16 protein-coding genes are annotated in these 16,387 nt (G+C 47.9%); all 16 read right to left on the reverse strand.

Features of this window, described 5'->3' with window-relative positions:
- Positions 1–319: 319 nt before the first annotated feature.
- The 16 genes from PBN151_RS29290 to PBN151_RS29365 all read right to left on the reverse strand — a co-directional run bounded on the left by PBN151_RS29290 (position 320) and on the right by PBN151_RS29365 (position 16,355).
- The gene (locus PBN151_RS29290) at positions 320–1,384 is read right to left on the reverse strand and encodes a peptidylprolyl isomerase (RefSeq protein WP_072732124.1); all 1,065 of its coding nucleotides are present in this window, start codon (positions 1,382–1,384) and stop codon (positions 320–322) included.
- Positions 1,371–4,901: a transcription-repair coupling factor gene (mfd, locus tag PBN151_RS29295; protein WP_072732125.1), complete on the reverse strand. Its 3,531-nt coding sequence runs from the start codon at positions 4,899–4,901 to the stop codon at positions 1,371–1,373. The genes PBN151_RS29290 and mfd overlap by 14 nt, the downstream gene beginning before the upstream one ends.
- A gap of 135 nt (positions 4,902–5,036) precedes the next feature.
- The gene (locus tag PBN151_RS29300) at positions 5,037–5,267 is read right to left on the reverse strand and encodes an anti-sigma-F factor Fin (RefSeq protein WP_072732126.1); all 231 of its coding nucleotides are present in this window, start codon (positions 5,265–5,267) and stop codon (positions 5,037–5,039) included.
- Positions 5,268–5,575: 308 nt separating this feature from the next.
- A complete protein-coding gene (gene pth, locus PBN151_RS29305; RefSeq protein WP_072732127.1) occupies positions 5,576–6,136 on the reverse strand; it encodes an aminoacyl-tRNA hydrolase in 561 nt (186 codons plus the stop codon).
- 171 nt (positions 6,137–6,307) lie between these two features.
- Entirely contained in the window at positions 6,308–7,261 is a 954-nt protein-coding gene (locus tag PBN151_RS29310; RefSeq protein ID WP_005545532.1) for a ribose-phosphate diphosphokinase, read from the reverse strand.
- A gap of 151 nt (positions 7,262–7,412) precedes the next feature.
- The gene (gene glmU / locus PBN151_RS29315; RefSeq protein ID WP_072732128.1) at positions 7,413–8,807 is read right to left on the reverse strand and encodes a bifunctional UDP-N-acetylglucosamine diphosphorylase/glucosamine-1-phosphate N-acetyltransferase GlmU; all 1,395 of its coding nucleotides are present in this window, start codon (positions 8,805–8,807) and stop codon (positions 7,413–7,415) included.
- A gap of 123 nt (positions 8,808–8,930) precedes the next feature.
- Positions 8,931–9,215, reverse strand: a complete 285-nt coding sequence (gene spoVG / locus PBN151_RS29320) for a septation regulator SpoVG (RefSeq protein ID WP_005545528.1) — start codon at positions 9,213–9,215, stop codon at positions 8,931–8,933.
- Between the two features lie 137 nt (positions 9,216–9,352).
- Positions 9,353–9,736, reverse strand: coding sequence for a RidA family protein (locus PBN151_RS29325; protein WP_021255240.1), 384 nt, complete (start codon positions 9,734–9,736; stop codon positions 9,353–9,355).
- A gap of 37 nt (positions 9,737–9,773) precedes the next feature.
- The gene (gene purR / locus PBN151_RS29330; RefSeq protein WP_065292159.1) at positions 9,774–10,604 is read right to left on the reverse strand and encodes a pur operon repressor; all 831 of its coding nucleotides are present in this window, start codon (positions 10,602–10,604) and stop codon (positions 9,774–9,776) included.
- Between the two features lie 149 nt (positions 10,605–10,753).
- A complete protein-coding gene (ispE, locus tag PBN151_RS29335; protein WP_072732129.1) occupies positions 10,754–11,608 on the reverse strand; it encodes a 4-(cytidine 5'-diphospho)-2-C-methyl-D-erythritol kinase in 855 nt (284 codons plus the stop codon).
- A 166-nt stretch (positions 11,609–11,774) separates the two neighbouring features.
- The gene (locus PBN151_RS29340) at positions 11,775–11,951 is read right to left on the reverse strand and encodes a protein sspF (RefSeq protein WP_072732130.1); all 177 of its coding nucleotides are present in this window, start codon (positions 11,949–11,951) and stop codon (positions 11,775–11,777) included.
- A gap of 214 nt (positions 11,952–12,165) precedes the next feature.
- The gene (veg, locus tag PBN151_RS29345; protein WP_021255244.1) at positions 12,166–12,441 is read right to left on the reverse strand and encodes a biofilm formation stimulator Veg; all 276 of its coding nucleotides are present in this window, start codon (positions 12,439–12,441) and stop codon (positions 12,166–12,168) included.
- Between the two features lie 158 nt (positions 12,442–12,599).
- A complete protein-coding gene (gene yabG, locus PBN151_RS29350; protein ID WP_072732131.1) occupies positions 12,600–13,505 on the reverse strand; it encodes a sporulation peptidase YabG in 906 nt (301 codons plus the stop codon).
- 72 nt (positions 13,506–13,577) lie between these two features.
- Positions 13,578–14,489: a 16S rRNA (adenine(1518)-N(6)/adenine(1519)-N(6))-dimethyltransferase RsmA gene (rsmA, locus tag PBN151_RS29355; protein ID WP_072732132.1), complete on the reverse strand. Its 912-nt coding sequence runs from the start codon at positions 14,487–14,489 to the stop codon at positions 13,578–13,580.
- A gap of 5 nt (positions 14,490–14,494) precedes the next feature.
- The gene (gene rnmV / locus PBN151_RS29360; protein WP_028532547.1) at positions 14,495–15,061 is read right to left on the reverse strand and encodes a ribonuclease M5; all 567 of its coding nucleotides are present in this window, start codon (positions 15,059–15,061) and stop codon (positions 14,495–14,497) included.
- Positions 15,062–15,227: 166 nt separating this feature from the next.
- Complete coding sequence (locus PBN151_RS29365) at positions 15,228–16,355, reverse strand: resuscitation-promoting factor (protein ID WP_021255248.1); 1,128 nt, start codon at positions 16,353–16,355, stop codon at positions 15,228–15,230.
- Positions 16,356–16,387 lie beyond the last annotated feature (32 nt).

Here is a 16,387-nt window from a genome sequence, read left to right on the forward strand (position 1 = left end):
TGTTGGATTTGCTTTAGTATCAAACTTTATTATCGTACTTTTGGATTTTACTTCTGTGTACACAGTGAAAAGATCACACCATCCAAATTACGACCGGTAGTAATTTGAATAGCCGCTAACATAGTATGTCTAATTTTCCCCAAGCCATGACAAATGTAAATAAACGTATTTTTAGAGGATGAAACCGGAAATGAAAACTTTTTATTGTTTTTATGAATATTTCATTCCGTTTCCATACCTTCCGCGAAAAATAGCCCCTTCCCCTTGAGGGGAAAGGGCTACGGCACGAGATGATGACATATCATCTCGCGGCATGCCTTTACTTGCCTGATTCTGCTTTTGTATCTTTAGGAGCTTCTGTATTCTGATCTTTTTTCTCGTCCTTCTTCTCTTCCGGCTTTGTCTCCGTCTTAGGAAGGTCGATTTTCTTGATCAGCTTATCCAGATCCTTCTGCATGAAGTTGTTCATCAGCTCAGAAGCTGCACGCGTACGCAATGCTTCCTTCTCTTCTTCTGTCAACTTGCTGTATTCCTTCTCTTTACGATCTTCCACGCGCATAACGTGGTAGCCGTAGTCTGTCTCAACTGGATCGCTCACTTGGTTAAGCGGCAATGTCAAGGCAGCTTCCTTAAATTGCGGTACCCATTGACTTACAGCAGCGTCCTTGTACAGACCACCAGTCTTAGCGGAACCTGGATCATCAGACGTTGTCTCAGCCAACTTCGCGAAGTCTTCACCCTTCTTCAGACGGGCTTGTACATCCTTCGCCTTCTTCAGAGCATCTTCTTTTTTGCGCTCTTTGCCTTCTTTGTCCTTGAATCCAATCAGAATATGGCGAACCGAAGCGGTTGTCATATCCTTCTTATTCTTCTCGAACTCAGCCTTGAGCTGATCTTCCGTTACCTTGCCGTTGTAATCCTGTACAACCGTCAAGATGCGCGACATATACTCCGTAATTTCCTCTTCCGTGAGCTTGCGCTTGTCCAACATTTCTTTGAACTGCTTGTCTCCGACTTGCTTCTTCATCAAGCCAATTTGTTCTTTGGCTTTATCTTTACCGGTTTGCTTTGCTTTCTCCGGTGCTTTGCCATCCAAATAGCGATACGCGATTTGCTGCTTCACGAAGTAGTCGCGGAATTGATCCATGCTAATAATCTGCTCGTATTCCGGATAGAAGAACAGCATGTTCGAGATTTCTTTGTCGAAATCATTCTGTGTAATCTGTCCTCCCTCATACGTAGCAACGACTTTACTGTTGTCGGTTGCCTTGCCCGCTGACTTCTCGTCTTTGTTGCCGCATCCGGCTAATACGGATATTGCGAGTACCGCAGACAATGCCAGCAACAACCACTTCTTGGAACGCGTCTTGTTATTTTGCAACATTCTGCAATTCTCCCTTCGATTTGATGGCACCCTTAGCTTCCTGCATGAATTGCTCTAGTATCATTAACAGCTGCAGCGCATCAACGCCTCGTGCATTGAACTTCACAGCACCGCAAGCCTCTTGATCGACATTAATCCGTCTGTCGAGTTTAGATGCAACAGCAGCCATCTTCTTGCGGTCTAACCACGGATCCGCCGAAGAATGGACCTTGATCGTGACCACATCTCCACGCTGTACAATTGACTCCCATCCATACTGCTTCGCATGAAGCTTCAGCCTAGCGACAGCGAGTAATTGAAGGACAGCAAGAGGTGGTTCACCAAAGCGGTCGATGAGTTCATCCCGCAGTTCTTCGACTTCATCCAATGTAGCAAGTCCCGCTACCTTTTTATAAATCTCAATCTTCTGAATACTATCATAAATATAATTCGGCGGCAAATACGCATCTACGTTCAGGTCGATGAGGGTTGTAAGCTCCTGCTGATCCTCAATAGCGACACCATCGATCTCCGCCTTGCGCTTGTTCACCTCATCTGCAAGCATCTGCGAGTATAGATCAAATCCAACAGATGCAATAAATCCATGCTGCTCCGCACCTAGCAGATTACCCGCCCCTCGGATGGATAAGTCGCGCATCGCAATTTTGAATCCGGAACCAAGCTCGGTGAACTCCTTAATCGCCTGAAGCCGCTTCTCTGCCACCTCGTTCAGTACCTTGTCGCGCTGATAAGTGAAGTAAGCATAAGCAATCCGGTTCGAGCGGCCCACTCGCCCACGCAACTGATACAGCTGCGACAGACCCATCTTGTCCGCATCATGAACGATGAGCGTGTTCACGTTCGGAATGTCAACGCCTGTCTCGATAATACTGGTGCTGACGAGCACATCGTATTCCCCATCCAAGAAGTCGAGAATTGTCTTCTCCAGCTCTGCCTCGGACATTTGCCCATGGCTTACCGTCACACGGGCATCCGGCACGAGCATTTTAATATGGTCGGCCATCTGATGAATCCCCTGCACTCGGTTGAACAGGAAGTAGACCTGCCCGCCTCTTGCCAGCTCTCGTTCTATTGCCTCGCGAACTAAATTATCGCTGTATTCAAGCACGTAGGTCTGAACAGGGAATCGATTTTCTGGCGGTGTCTCGATAACCGACAAATCCCGGACGCCGAGCATGGACATATGCAGGGTACGCGGAATAGGTGTTGCCGTCAGTGTCAGCACGTCGACATTCATCTTCAGCTTTTTCAACTTCTCCTTGTGCGTTACGCCAAAACGTTGCTCTTCATCGACAATCAGCAATCCTAAATCTTTGAAAACAACATCCTGAGAGAGCAGGCGGTGAGTGCCGATAATGACGTCGACAACACCCGACTTTAGCCCTTTCATGGATTCGTTCTGTTCCTTGCGGGAACGGAATCGGCTAAGAACCTGAATATTAAATGGATAATCGGCAAATCGCTCACGGAACGTCTCATAGTGCTGCTGTGCCAAGATGGTTGTTGGTACGAGTATCGCCACCTGCTTGCCTTCGATTGCAGCCTTGAAGGCAGCTCGAACCGCAACTTCCGTCTTGCCATACCCTACGTCACCGCACAATAGACGATCCATCGGACTCGCCTTCTCCATATCCTGCTTAATTTCTTCGATGGCACGCAGTTGATCTCGCGTCTCATCATATGGGAACATATCCTCGAATTCCCGCTGCTCTGGTGTATCCTTCTCGAAGGCATAACCGCTAGATGCTTGTCTTGCTGCGTACAGCTTGATCAAGTCGTCAGCAATGTCCTTCACGGAGGAACGAACTTTACTCTTAACCTTCGTCCACTCGGTGCCACCCAGCTTATAGATCTTCGGCTCCTTCTCTTCCGAGCTCACATAACGCTGGATGAGATGAAGCTGATCCACTGGGACAGATAGTTTATCCCCACCCGCATACAAAATATGCAGATAGTCCTTATGGATACCGTTAATCTCCAGCGTCCCAATTCCGATATACTTACCAATGCCATGATTCTGATGGACGACATAATCGCCGACCTTCAGTTCCGTATAGCTGCGAATCCGTTCCGCATTGTCCACCTTCGCGTTCAGTTCCGTTCGGCGTGTCTTCCGCTGCTTGCCGGAGAACATCTCACCCTCAGTTATAACTACAAGGTGAATGGACGGGAGCTCAAAGCCTGTCTGTAGGTTTCCCTTTAAAATCGTAGGCTCAGGTATTGCGTAATCCTGAAGCACACGACGCATCCGTTCAATTCGTTCATCACCGTTCGCCAGCATAATGACGTTGGCGCCTGACTTCTTCCACCGTTCCATTTCTGCTTTCAAGACATTCATTTGTCCATGGAAGTTCTGCATGGAGCGGCACATGACGTTCACGATATTTTGCGGCTGCGTATGAGGAACCTGTCTGAGGAACAGCGCCATAAATACGGTCTGGAATGGGCGCTTGCCCATTGCGACGTCAGATGTCACTCCTAGAGGAAGCGCCGGCAATGTCTTGCCATTCGACAACAAGTGTGTGCTCCACTCCAGTTCATCTCGTTCAAGCTGTTTAGCTGTCTCCATGACTCTAGCAGGCTCATCTACGACAAGCAGCGTGTCCTTCGGCATATAATCATATAATGTGTGCTTCTCTGGATAGAGCAGCGCCACGTATTTATAGAGCTCTGTAAAATATACAGAACCTCTCATTCGTTCGATATCATGCCCGATTTCCCGCTCAAGCTTCTCCTTTACTTGGCGATCGGACATCTTGCCCAGCTGTTCTTCGAGACGTGCAAAAGTCGCCTCAGCCGCAGCGGCGAAGCGTGTCTCGTCTGCAATTAAGTCTTTGCAAGGCAGTATTGTCAATTGCTTCAACTTATCGATAGAACGTTGATCCTGGGTGTCGAATGAGCGAATGGAGTCAATTTCATCATCGAACCATTCAATTCGATACGGATAAGGAGCTGTGATTGGATAAATATCTACAATCCCACCACGGACGCTCATCTCTCCCTTGGCCTCGACCCGTTCTGTACGCTCATAGCCGCACGCAACCATCTCTGCAAGGAAGGTTTCCAGTGGAAGCTCATCGCCAAGCGACAGAGATATGCCAGCCTCAGCCATCATCTCGCGGGCAGGCAAAAAGCGCCGCAATCCCGCATACGGCGTTACGATTATCCCACGGAAGCCACGTGCACACCGGGTAAGCACTTCGATGCGCTGCGCAATCACTTCTGGACTTGATATCGCTGCTTCTGCAGCTACCAACTCATTGGCCGGGTATAAGAGCACTTGATCCGCCGACAAACATTCCTGCAGGTCATCAGCTACTTTTTGTGCAGAGAACATGTTGTGTGTGACGACGAGTACTGGACGATCCAACTGCATCTGAAGTGCCGCCATCATCACCTGACGAGCTGAACCGGACAAGCCGGATACCAATTGCTCCTTCATTCCTGCACGGACACCCGCAGCAATCGATTCAATATCACGTTCTTCTGATAAAGCTTGCATGAGTGCATTCAACAAAAGATAGGCACCTCTTTCTCACCCACAATAAATACTACAAGGTATAACTAGTAAGGTTATATACGTTACCCTCATCCAAAATAAGCCTCGGCTGACAAGCCAAGGCTGACGCTAACTCCCATTGCCCATCCACCCTCATTGCAAGGGAGAGGAAAGCAAAGACAACTCGGGATGCATCTGAATCGCTTCTGTACAATATTCACATGTCATCCTCACGGTTACATCTCCATTGGAATGAACGACAATATAATGTTGGCGCTCGTCTGGGGTAAGACGGTGGAAGCCGAGGCGTTCCTCATCAATCCCGTTCCCGTCGATGCGCCCAATCATTGTATGACAATGTTTGCACACGTAATTCACAGACATGTATATGCCTCCCATTCTTGGATTATACCGTTCAGTATGTCCAAAAGAAAGGCACATTAGCCCAGTATCGGTTTTGATCACGAAGTTTCTCAGGAAGTAATTCGACGGCGAATCTTGCACTCACTCTCGAACAGCGTATGCTTCCGAAGTATGTTTCCTGCAGAAACATTTCAGCTGCTCATGTAGTCCCGCCTACACTCCGCTGCTCCTTACAAGTTTTGCGGAGCAAAACTCGCTACGAAAGCATGTGCTTCGAGTTCACGCAACCTTCTTGGTGCTGAAAACCGATATTTTTTGATCAAACCATATTATCCATTGAATTTCGCCATCGTCTGCTCGAACGAATGCTTAAGCGAGAATTCGACAGCGTCGCAAGTGCGCTCGACTGTCTGCTTCAAGTCTTCCATACCCGCTTTAGGGAACGTAGACAGCACATAATCTACAATAGACCGACCAGGTTCCGGACGAGATATCCCCATCCGAACTCGATTGAAGGATTGCGTTCCTAGATGCTGGATGAGCGATTTAATTCCGTTGTGACCACCCGCACTCCCTTGATAGCGCAAGCGAATCTTCCCAAGCTCTGTATCCATATCATCATATAGAACGATAAAATCCTCAATATCCGCCTTATAGTAATCCATATATGCGCGAACAGCCTCTCCAGACAGATTCATATACGTCATGGGTTTGATAAGAACAACCTTCTCTGTTCCAACGCGTCCCTCTCCGATTAACGCCTTGCATTTGCTCTCACGTACCTGAATGCCGAAGCGATCCGCAAGAGAGTCAATTGCCATAAAGCCGATATTGTGGCGGGTTGCGGCATATTCGGTTCCCGGGTTACCTAATCCTACAATCCACTTCAAGAGCGCTACATCCTTCCTTATTGATCATCGATATGATGATTGAACTGCTTTTGGCATGCATCCGTACCTGATTCGCAGACACATTCAAATGCCGATAAGGGTTACTTCTCCGGCGAAGACCGAAGACGTAACCCTTCCGTAATGTGCAGCTCAGGTCACTCGACCCACGCTTTATTCAATCTCAAACAATTTACTGATAGACAATTCTTCGTGAACACGAATAATCGCTTCACCCATTAACGGTGCAACCGACAGTACGTGTAACTTGCTAGATGGGTTTTCATGTGTAATCGGAATTGTATCCGTTACAACAACCTCTTTAAATGGCGATTTCTCCAAACGATCCATCGCAGGTCCGGACAATACTGGATGCGTGCAGCAAGCGTAGACTTCCTTCACCCCTGCTTCAACCAATGCGTTCGCACCAAGCACAATCGTACCAGCCGTGTCGATAATGTCATCGATAATGATCGCTGTCTTGCCTTTAATATCCCCGATAATATTCATAACTTCACTAACGTTCGGCTCTGGACGACGCTTGTCGATAATGGCAAGTGGTGCATTCAGGAAGTCAGCCAATTTGCGCGCACGTACCACACCACCATGGTCAGGAGATACGACAACAACGTTTTCGAGTTGCTTCGAGCGGAAATATTGTGCCAAAATTGGAACACCCAGCATATGATCCACAGGAATATCAAAGAATCCTTGAATTTGTGTGGCATGCAAGTCCATCGTAATGACACGATGAGCTCCTGCTGTCTCGATCAAATTCGCTACAAGCTTCGCCGTAATCGGATCACGCGAACGCGCTTTACGATCTTGGCGAGCGTAGCCATAGTAAGGGATAACTACGTTAATGCTCTTTGCCGATGCACGCTTCAATGCGTCCACCATTACAAGCAACTCCATCAAATTGTCATTGACCGGGTCGCATGTCGATTGAACGACGTAAACGTCACAACCGCGTACACTTTCAGACAACTTAACTTGGATTTCTCCATCACTAAAGCTCTTCGTTTCTGCATCTCCCATCGGAATTCCGATGTATTCTGCAATCTTGTTCGCCAAATTAGGATTGGAGTTGCAAGTGAAAATTTTCAACTTGGAATCACAATACGTCATGATATTAAAAACCCTCCGTGCCGGTTCTTGTTCATCGTTGTTTTATACTGTCCGTTAATGGTGCTGCTTAGTCTATCCCTACATGGTCTCAACTAAAAAGGCTCTCAATACCATGCTAAACGATATTGAATGAAAAGTGCAACCTTATCGATCACTTTTCTCGTTCTTTTTTTGCTTTTGCACGGGCGCGAATCTTCTCCGCATACCCTGGCTTGTTTACTTGACGCTCACGAGCGATGGCCAAGTCATTATCTGGTACAGGATGTGTAATCGTTGATCCGGCAACGACGTAAGCGCCAGTGCCCACTTGGATAGGTGCAATCAAGTTGACATTGCTGCCAATGAACGCATCATCGCCAATTTGAGTGAGCGACTTATTGAAGCCGTCATAGTTGACCGTAATCGCGCCACATCCAATATTTACATTCTTCCCTACTTCGGCATCACCAATATAACTGAGATGCGATACCTTCGTTTGATCATCAAGCGACGCATTTTTAATTTCCACGAAGTCGCCGACTTTTACCTGCTTGCCAAGACGTGCGCCTGGACGCAAATAAGCGAATGGACCAACTGAGCTCTCGTCGCCTACAATCGCTTCACAGAGTACAGATTGCTTAATATGCACTTGATCGCCGATTGTAGAATCAACAATCTCGCTGTTCGGCCCAATAACGCATTCGCCGCCAACCGTCGTGTTGCCACGCAGGCTTGTCCCTGGTTCAATGATCGTATCCGCTCCGATGACAACACCAGACTCAATATACGTATTGGCAGGATCAATAATCGTTACACCATTCAGCATATGGCGTTTGTTGATACGCTCACGCATGAAGCGTTCCGCTTCAGACAACACCAAGCGATCATTAACGCCGATTGCCTCACTGTTATCCGGCGTACAATATGCTTGCACCGTATCTCCTTGTGCCTTCATGATGCCGATTACGTCAGTCAAATAATACTCTTGCTGGGCATTATCATTTCTGATCTGCTCCAGCGCCGCGAACAACTTCACATTGTCGAAGCAATACGTGCCCGTATTGATCTCCTTCACGAGCTGTTCTTCGGTCGTACAATCCTTTTGTTCGACAATTTTCAAGACCGAACCGTCTTCTGCGCGAATGACGCGACCGTAACCTGTCGGATCATTCAGTTCAGCCGTCAAAATCGTCGCTGACGCCTGAGCGCGGTTATGCAGTTCCATCAACTGAGCCAACGTTTCTGGTGTCACTAGCGGTGTATCGCCGCAAATGACAAGTGTCGTTCCTTCCTCACCATCAAGAAGCGCCTTCGCTTGCTTAACCGCATGTCCTGTACCAAGCTGTTCCGCTTGCAAGGCGTACTCGGCACGGTTCCCCAGGAATTGCTGTACTGCTTCTGCTCCATGTCCTACAATGACGACGGTGCGCTCACAATCCACACTTTCGACAGCATCAAGAACATGCCCTACCATTGGTTTCCCGCATACGGGATGAAGCACTTTGTACAATTTTGACTTCATGCGTTTGCCTTGTCCGGCAGCAAGCACAATGGCCATTCTTTTCAAAGCGTCCGACCTCCTGCTCTACCTTTACTCCATAGAAGAATATATCTCATTATGGAGAAAAAGAAAAGAGAGCCCCTATGATTGGCTCTCTTTCTTTGCAACCCCAATTATAAAATCATAAAACTACGCGCCCTCTTCGATAACTTCCTCTTCCGTAGCAGCGCGTTCGTATTCAGCCAATACAGCAGCTTGAATCTTCTCGCGAGTCGCCGAAGAAATCGGATGAGCAATATCGCGGAATTCGCCATCTGGAGTCCGCTTGCTCGGCATCGCTACAAACATGCCATTGTTGCCGTCGATTACACGAATGTCATGAACGACAAACTCGTTATCGATCGTAATCGATGCGATTGCCTTCATTCTCCCCTCTGTGTTGACGCGGCGGAGTCTTACATCAGTAATTTGCACGTGTGTTCACCACCTTTTTCCATCGAGACTTGGTGTATAATTCCACACGCGCATGAAAAATCCTTCTTAAATTTGCCAATAATTTAACTTTTTTTAAAAATTTATGCCTGTCTTTAACGGATTCGACAAGCTTCGATTTATATCGCTGCGATCAGTTCAATTTCGACAAGTACGTCCTTCGGGAGTCTCGCTACCTCTACACAGGAGCGTGCAGGCTTGTGATTACCGAAGTACGATTCATAGATAGCATTGATTTGAGCAAATTGATTCATGTCCTTGATAAAAACAGTAGCCTTAATTACCTTATCGAAAGAAGTACCTGCTTCTGCAAGCACAGCCCTCAAGTTGGAGAACACTTGGTGTGTCTGCTCCTCAATTCCGCCTTCCACGAGCACACCTTGTGCAGTCAACGGAATTTGACCCGAAGTGAACAAGAGGTTGCCCAGCTTCATTGCTTGTGAGTATGGGCCAATGGCCGCAGGCGCTTGATTCGTTGCAATTGCTTCTAATTCATGAGACATTTGAATACCCTCCCGAATCAATGTTGTTCTCTATCGCTTATTCCTTATCGAAGTAGTTCCCCGGCTTCACCATAATATGACGAGTCCGCGCATCTACAGTCCCAACGCGAATGAGAGACACATAATCTGTCAACAGCCGTTCTTCGTTCGATACATCCTCCGATTCTACCAATACACCAACACCCGCTACTGTGGCATCGAATTCCTTCAGCAGATCCATCATGCCGTGAATCGTTCCACCAGCACGCATGAAGTCGTCCACGATTAATACACGTGAGCGCTCCTTCAAGGCACGCCGTGCGAGTGTCATCGTATGGATGCTCTTCTGCGATCCTGATACATAGTTAATGCTAACGGCCGATCCCTCTGTCACAACATGGTCGCGACGTACTAGCACCACTGGCAGGTTCAGATGAGCAGCAGTCGCATAGGCAATTGGAATCCCCTTCGTCTCTACCGTCATCACGACGTCAATATTGCAGCCTGCAAAGGCAGATGCGAACATTCGACCTACATCGTTCATCAAGGCTGGTTGGCCTAAAATATCAGTAATATAGAAATATCCCCCAGGAAGCACCCGGTCTGGATGCCCCATTGATGCGCATAAAGACTCAATGACAGGAAGTGCGATATCAGGCGTGCATTTCGGAATAAACTTCACTCCGCCTGCAGCACCAGCCAGCGTCAGTAAATCTCCCGTCCCTTCGCTCTCGAACACCTCTTTAATAATAGCCAAATCCTCGCTAATGGAAGACTTGGCTGCACCGTAACGTTCTGCAAATGTCGTGAGCGGTATGAGCGTATGCGGCTTAGACATCAGATATTGGGTCATCTCAACCAGACGGGCGCTTCGCTTCAATTTTTTCATGATTACTCCTCGCTCAAAACCGAATATTATATTGTAGATATTACATGAATGTACGCTAGTTAGCAAGATGATGGCCGCTTGTCAAGTCAAACAATCCTTGAATTGTAACCATATCGCCTTCTTGATACACGTTAATCTATTTAAGCCTGTTATCCCAACAAGCGTACCGCGTACACTTCCTTGCAAAAACCGCGCAGTCCATTATAGATCCTTGCGATCTTAGATTCTTTAGACACGAGGCCGAATACCGTCGGACCGCTGCCCGACATCAGCACTCCTTCAGCCCCGAGCCGAAGCATAGCATCCTTCAACTGCTGCACCTCCGGATGGAGCGGCAGCGTGACATCCTCCAGCACATTGCCAAGCGATTCACACACCCCTTGGAAGCTTTGGATCTGTATCGCTCTGCGCATTTGATCCAGCGATGGATGCTCCGTAATCTGACTCGCCCTAAGGCGCCCATAGACATCAGCCGTCGATACATTAATCGGCGGCTTGGCAAGCACAACCCAGCATTGAGGTGGCTGCTCAATCATCTCAAGTGCCTCTCCGCGGCCGCGAGCTATTGCAGTCCCTCCCGTCACGCAGAACGGGACGTCTGACCCAAGTTCCGCACCAAGCACCTGCAGCTCCTCATCAGGAATCCCTAACTTCCATAATCGATTCAAGCCTCGCAGTGTAGCAGCAGCATCGCTGCTTCCACCGGCTAGTCCGGCAGCTACTGGTATTTTTTTATCTAAATGAATATATACGCCTTGCTTCACTTCATAACGTTCTTTAATTAGTTTTGCCGCTTGGAACGCCAAGTTCTTCTCATCTAACGGTATGTAACCTGCTTGGCTGGAGATGATAATCGTATCTCGAGGAAGTTCCTCCATCTCGAGACGGTCCGCTAAGTCTACCATCGTCATGACCATTTCGACGTCATGATACCCATCCTCGCGCTTACGCAGCACATCCAACAGCAAATTTATTTTGGCAGGCGCCTTCTCGTACACTTTCACTCGCGTTCACCCTTCTTTATCCTACGGATCGCTTACGTTATTATAACAGACTCTATGGTGCAAGTCATATGTGTACGTATACAGGCAATGAACATGATTTCGTAATAAAAAAAGCGAACAGAGCGGAATAGATCCGATGCTCGCTGGATAGGAGGTTCTTGACTCGTTATTTTTTCGAGGCTGCCTCTTCGGCAAGTTGAATGGCCCGCTTGACCATATCGCCAGCATCCTTCGCACGGATAGCACCCCATCCGTATTTGGACACCGTATCGTAGAAGCCAAGATCTTTAGCCAATTCCACCTTCAGCTCTTCAGACATGAAGCTGCGCTTTCTTCGGCTCATCACTGCACCTCCCACGCTTACCTTAATGTTCATATCATCAGCAAGCACGACATAATCATCGGCCTACCGTTAATGTGAGTAGAAGCCGTCTCCATTATACGTACACTCCAGTTCCGATTTATGGGGGAATATCCGGGTGAACCATGACCGTAAGTGCTATGTTATTCCTTCAAAACAAACAAAAGGCAGCCCTCACAGGCTGCCGTCATGTCGCTTAACCGCGAACATATTCAATCTTCAACTCGCCGTTATCGGCGCATACGGTCACTTGGACCGATTCTGTTAATATATCTGCATAGCTATAGGATACCCGCTTAAACGCGTTCTGATCCTGGTCCAACTTAACAATAAATACAGAAGGGTAGGTTTCTTCCAACACGCCCGTACGCTCAATCGTTTTCCGACGACCGCCATTGGCGCGGAGCAGAATCTTCTGACCGACATGTGCTTCAAGACAACGACGAATTTCAAACAGCGCGTTTTTCGCCATTACAGCTACCACCTCTTTCCTTGTCCATTATAACCAATTCAGGAGGTGTTGTCAAATAAACGAATAATTATAACAATAACACCGTTTTCGTGTCAATGTGTTTTTTTGTCCAAATTTATTAAAATGGTTCTTTTTTCTGTATTTTATACATAGGCCGCTTATATTACGGTTGGTGTAACGTTCAATGTCGATAAATCCTTCAACTTCGGCATGCCCACGCGATAACTTCCCTTTGTCTCAATGCCTCCCACCCCGTCAATGCCACTGACCATATGAGGCGCAATATCCCCAATCTGTACGGTATCACGAATTGAGGTATATGAGGCCTTAACCGCTACGTAAGCTGGATCAAGGGCATGAATCATAATTCGGCCCGGTGAACTTGCAAAGTTGGCTCCTGCTTGCAGAAGCGCCTCGAAGTGAGATTGGCATGCCCCGGCAATTATAGTCAATAAATCAAGATGGCGCTCATACTGCCTTGCCGTCTGTACTGCATTAACGAAGTTCTGGGAGTTCTTATAATTCTGCAAATTTAACAGATCACGGTACCTGCCGTTCTTCAATACACCATCATGTCCCGTAATGACGATTATATTCGGCTTCACTCGCGGCAGCAGCCGATACAACGTATCTGCCATATTGCGTTCATTCACATAATGGCCTTCTGCCGGCACGTTGAGCTGATTATATATCGCCATGCTTTTCTGTAAATACCCGGGATCCCCATCCAGATGGAGTACCGTTCCCGGCATATCAAAGGTTGAAATGGAATTCGGCGTCTCTGCAAATGGAAGCTCCGTCCGCCTGCGCTCTTGCAGCTGCCTACGCTGCTGTTCAAGCACCTCGACAGACTCCAACATCTTGATATGAGCCTGTTCCGTGCGGCGCGCAATCGTTGCCTTCGGTACACTAACTAAATCTTCAACATGGGAATCCGCCAGTAAGCGGTAATCCGTCCCCTTAATAACCGCAATCTGTCGGAAGATCTCCTCCACACGGAATGTAATATCGCCACCGTACGACTTGCGTACGACCAAATCTCCTTGCTTCACTGGCTCGTTCATAGGATCAATCACCTCTCCGACTATCCTATGGGCAAACGCGTAAATTGGTGATGCCTAAGCCTTAAAAATATGTTATTCCGCTTGATCCTCTTCTTCTGCACGTGCAATGGCTTGGCCGATCGCATCGGACAGAGCAGCGAACTCCTCAATCGAGAGTGTTTCCCCTCGGCGACTCGGTTCAATATGTGCTGAAGCAAGCGCTTCTGTCAGCCTGTCTGTCCCACACTTGCTGGCATAGCGAGCCTTTAGGTTATTCCAAATCGTCTTGCGACGCTGAGCGAACGAAGCCTGTACAACATCGAATAACAGCGACTCATCCTTCACCTGCACAGATGGAGTCTGTCTCACACGTAGACGGATTACTGCAGACTCTACATTTGGCTGCGGGATGAACACCGTATGCGGTACGGTGCATACAAGCTCCGGCTCTGCAAAATATTGAACAGCCACACTTAAGCTGCCGTAATCCTTGCCTCCTGGCTTCGCTGCCATTCGCTCTGCGACTTCCTTCTGAATCATGACGACGATGTTCTTGAGCGGCAGACGCTCCTCCAGAAGCTTCATCATAATCGGGGTCGTCACATAATACGGCAAGTTGGCCACAACACTTACCCGCTCGACATCTTGGAACTGTTCGCGGAACAATTCATGCAAATCCACCTTCAATACATCCCCATGTACAACATGGACATGTTCATAGGGCTCCAGCACTTCCCCTAATATCGGAAGCAAGCGCTGATCGATCTCGACTGCTGTTACACGACGAGCGCGCTTAGCGAGCTGCTCCGTAAGCGCACCGATCCCAGGCCCAATCTCCAGGGCACCTGTCACATCATCCAGCTCTGCAGCATCCACAATACGGCGCAAAATGTTCATATCAATTAGAAAGTTCTGTCCTAAGCTTTTCTTAAATGAAAACCCATGCTTGCGTATAATGTCTTTCGTGCGATTCGGTGTTGCAATATCTATTCTCGTCTGCGTCATTCCATCTATTCTCCTTCTGCACATTGTTCCTGCTCGAATTGGTTCAGCTTCCGCAAGGCGTTCTCAAATTCCTCTCGTCCGATCTGGAACACACCGCAGCGCTTGAGCATCTGCTTCGCGTTGCAGTATCCAATGCCCAATATTTCACCTAACTGCCGTCTGCGTTCTGCAGAGCCTGCATGCGTCGTTAATCCCGCTTCGACGAGATCCGTCCACGTCAGCTCTGATGTCATGCTTGGCATCTCGGAGCGAACCTGCTCTAAGGCACGGCGAATCGCTTCTGGCTTTGCATTCTCCACACCAAGATCCCCTTTGGCTATCGCCTCATGTCTAGGCAGGAAAGCGTGTTTGCACCCAGGTACACGTTCTGCTATCGTCTTCCGAATTTTCTCCCCCGCATGATCTGGGTCCGTGAAAATAATAACCCCTCGGCGCTCTTGGGCCAATGCGATGCGTTTTATCGTTGTATCATTAATCGCCGATCCACCTGTCTCAATTGTATCCGCCTCAACGGCACGGTGAATGGCAACGGTATCATCTTTGCCTTCTACAACTATCACTTCGCGTATCAATATGCTTGCTCCTCTCACCACAAGGCTGCTTCCTAATTCCGCATCCTTCTCTTGCTCTCCATTCATAAATAAACAACAAAAGAAGAGGGTGTCCCCTCTTCTTAGCATGACATAAATCATTATTCATTACTATATCCTAATTACACATGGCTGCATACCTTGTGCGTTAGTTCGATTCCGGCTTGACTGGGCCAACCACGTATACGGTGTACCCCTTCTTGCGTCCGAATTTGCTGACCGCCTTCTTGCTGTCGAAGTATACATCGATAATTTTCCCCTTGACCGCGCCACCTGTATCTTCAGCACGTCTGAATCCAATCCCTTCGATATATACCCACCAGCCGAGCGGAATGACCTTCGGATCAACCGCGATAGTACGACCTTCTGATACTATTGCGCCAGATGCCGTCTTCGCACCAGCCGATCCCTCAGATTCCGTATACGCCGTCAGTTGAACGTTCTTCAGCACTTTTTTATAGTTAAAATCTTTGTCGCCACTGGAAACATTGTCAGAATCGTCTTCCTGCGCGTTCACTGACAGAACAGCAACTTCCGGTTCCTTCTTCGTTCCATAGGCTATCACTTGATTCACTTGTTTTGTATGAACGGATTTGTCGACCATCTGCGCATATACGAGCTTACCATCCTCGTACGTTTTCTGTACTTTCTGGACAACCAAGCCTTCTTTTCCATCTTGAACCGTCTTGGTCTTCCCCTTAAGGAGAGTAGCATCTGCCTGCTTCACCACTTGATAAGGAACCTTCACTTTACGCTCTTCCATCTTCTTGCTGACACGGACGATACGAATATCCATGTTCTTCGAAATAGAGGCACGCTTAGAAGGGAATACCTTATCTTCAGGGTTCACTTGGATTTGCAGCGAACTCAGTGCATCATGCACCGACTTCTTCGTCGTAAATTGTGTTTCTTTCTTCCCATCCGCTGTAATTTGGATAGGCAAAGCGCGTTCAATAATAACTCGATCTCCATCAGCAATTTCTGCATCAAGCGGCTTCGATACTACATCGTATGCCCCAAGCGCTATCGCATGCTCATCCAAAACATTGCGAAGCGTATCTAGGCGAGTTTCGACTGAACGCTCTTGTCCATCAACGAGCACAGCCACTGTCTTCTTCGTTACATTATACCAAGTCAAGACTGCTATTAATGTGATCACGATTGCTACAGCTGCAATAACGGTGATAACACGCACATTTTCATGCTTCCATCGCAATGCGAGTGACATGCTGGATGATCGGGGTTCATGGGTTTCGTTGTTCACGATCTGTCCCATTTCTCGGTCCTCCTTACATAGTCCCGCCGTCG

This window comes from Paenibacillus sp. NAIST15-1 (assembly GCF_001894745.1).
GTDB lineage: Bacteria > Bacillota > Bacilli > Paenibacillales > Paenibacillaceae > Paenibacillus_B > Paenibacillus_B suaedae.

What these genes read in the sequence shown, in the direction of transcription:
- PBN151_RS29310 (WP_005545532.1), bottom strand. Translation starts at nt 7,261, where the DNA reads ATGACGTATTGTGATTCCAAGTTGAAAATTTTCACTTGCAACTCCAAT.
- PBN151_RS29365 (WP_021255248.1), bottom strand. Translation starts at nt 16,355, where the DNA reads ATGGGACAGATCGTGAACAACGAAACCCATGAACCCCGATCATCCAGC.
- veg (WP_021255244.1), bottom strand. Translation starts at nt 12,441, where the DNA reads ATGGCGAAAAACGCGCTGTTTGAAATTCGTCGTTGTCTTGAAGCACAT.
- PBN151_RS29325 (WP_021255240.1), bottom strand. Translation starts at nt 9,736, where the DNA reads ATGTCTCATGAATTAGAAGCAATTGCAACGAATCAAGCGCCTGCGGCC.
- PBN151_RS29300 (WP_072732126.1), bottom strand. Translation starts at nt 5,267, where the DNA reads ATGTCTGTGAATTACGTGTGCAAACATTGTCATACAATGATTGGGCGC.
- PBN151_RS29290 (WP_072732124.1), bottom strand. Translation starts at nt 1,384, where the DNA reads ATGTTGCAAAATAACAAGACGCGTTCCAAGAAGTGGTTGTTGCTGGCA.
- yabG (WP_072732131.1), bottom strand. Translation starts at nt 13,505, where the DNA reads ATGAACGAGCCAGTGAAGCAAGGAGATTTGGTCGTACGCAAGTCGTAC.
- PBN151_RS29340 (WP_072732130.1), bottom strand. Translation starts at nt 11,951, where the DNA reads ATGAGCCGAAGAAAGCGCAGCTTCATGTCTGAAGAGCTGAAGGTGGAA.
- purR (WP_065292159.1), bottom strand. Translation starts at nt 10,604, where the DNA reads ATGAAAAAATTGAAGCGAAGCGCCCGTCTGGTTGAGATGACCCAATAT.
- rsmA (WP_072732132.1), bottom strand. Translation starts at nt 14,489, where the DNA reads ATGACGCAGACGAGAATAGATATTGCAACACCGAATCGCACGAAAGAC.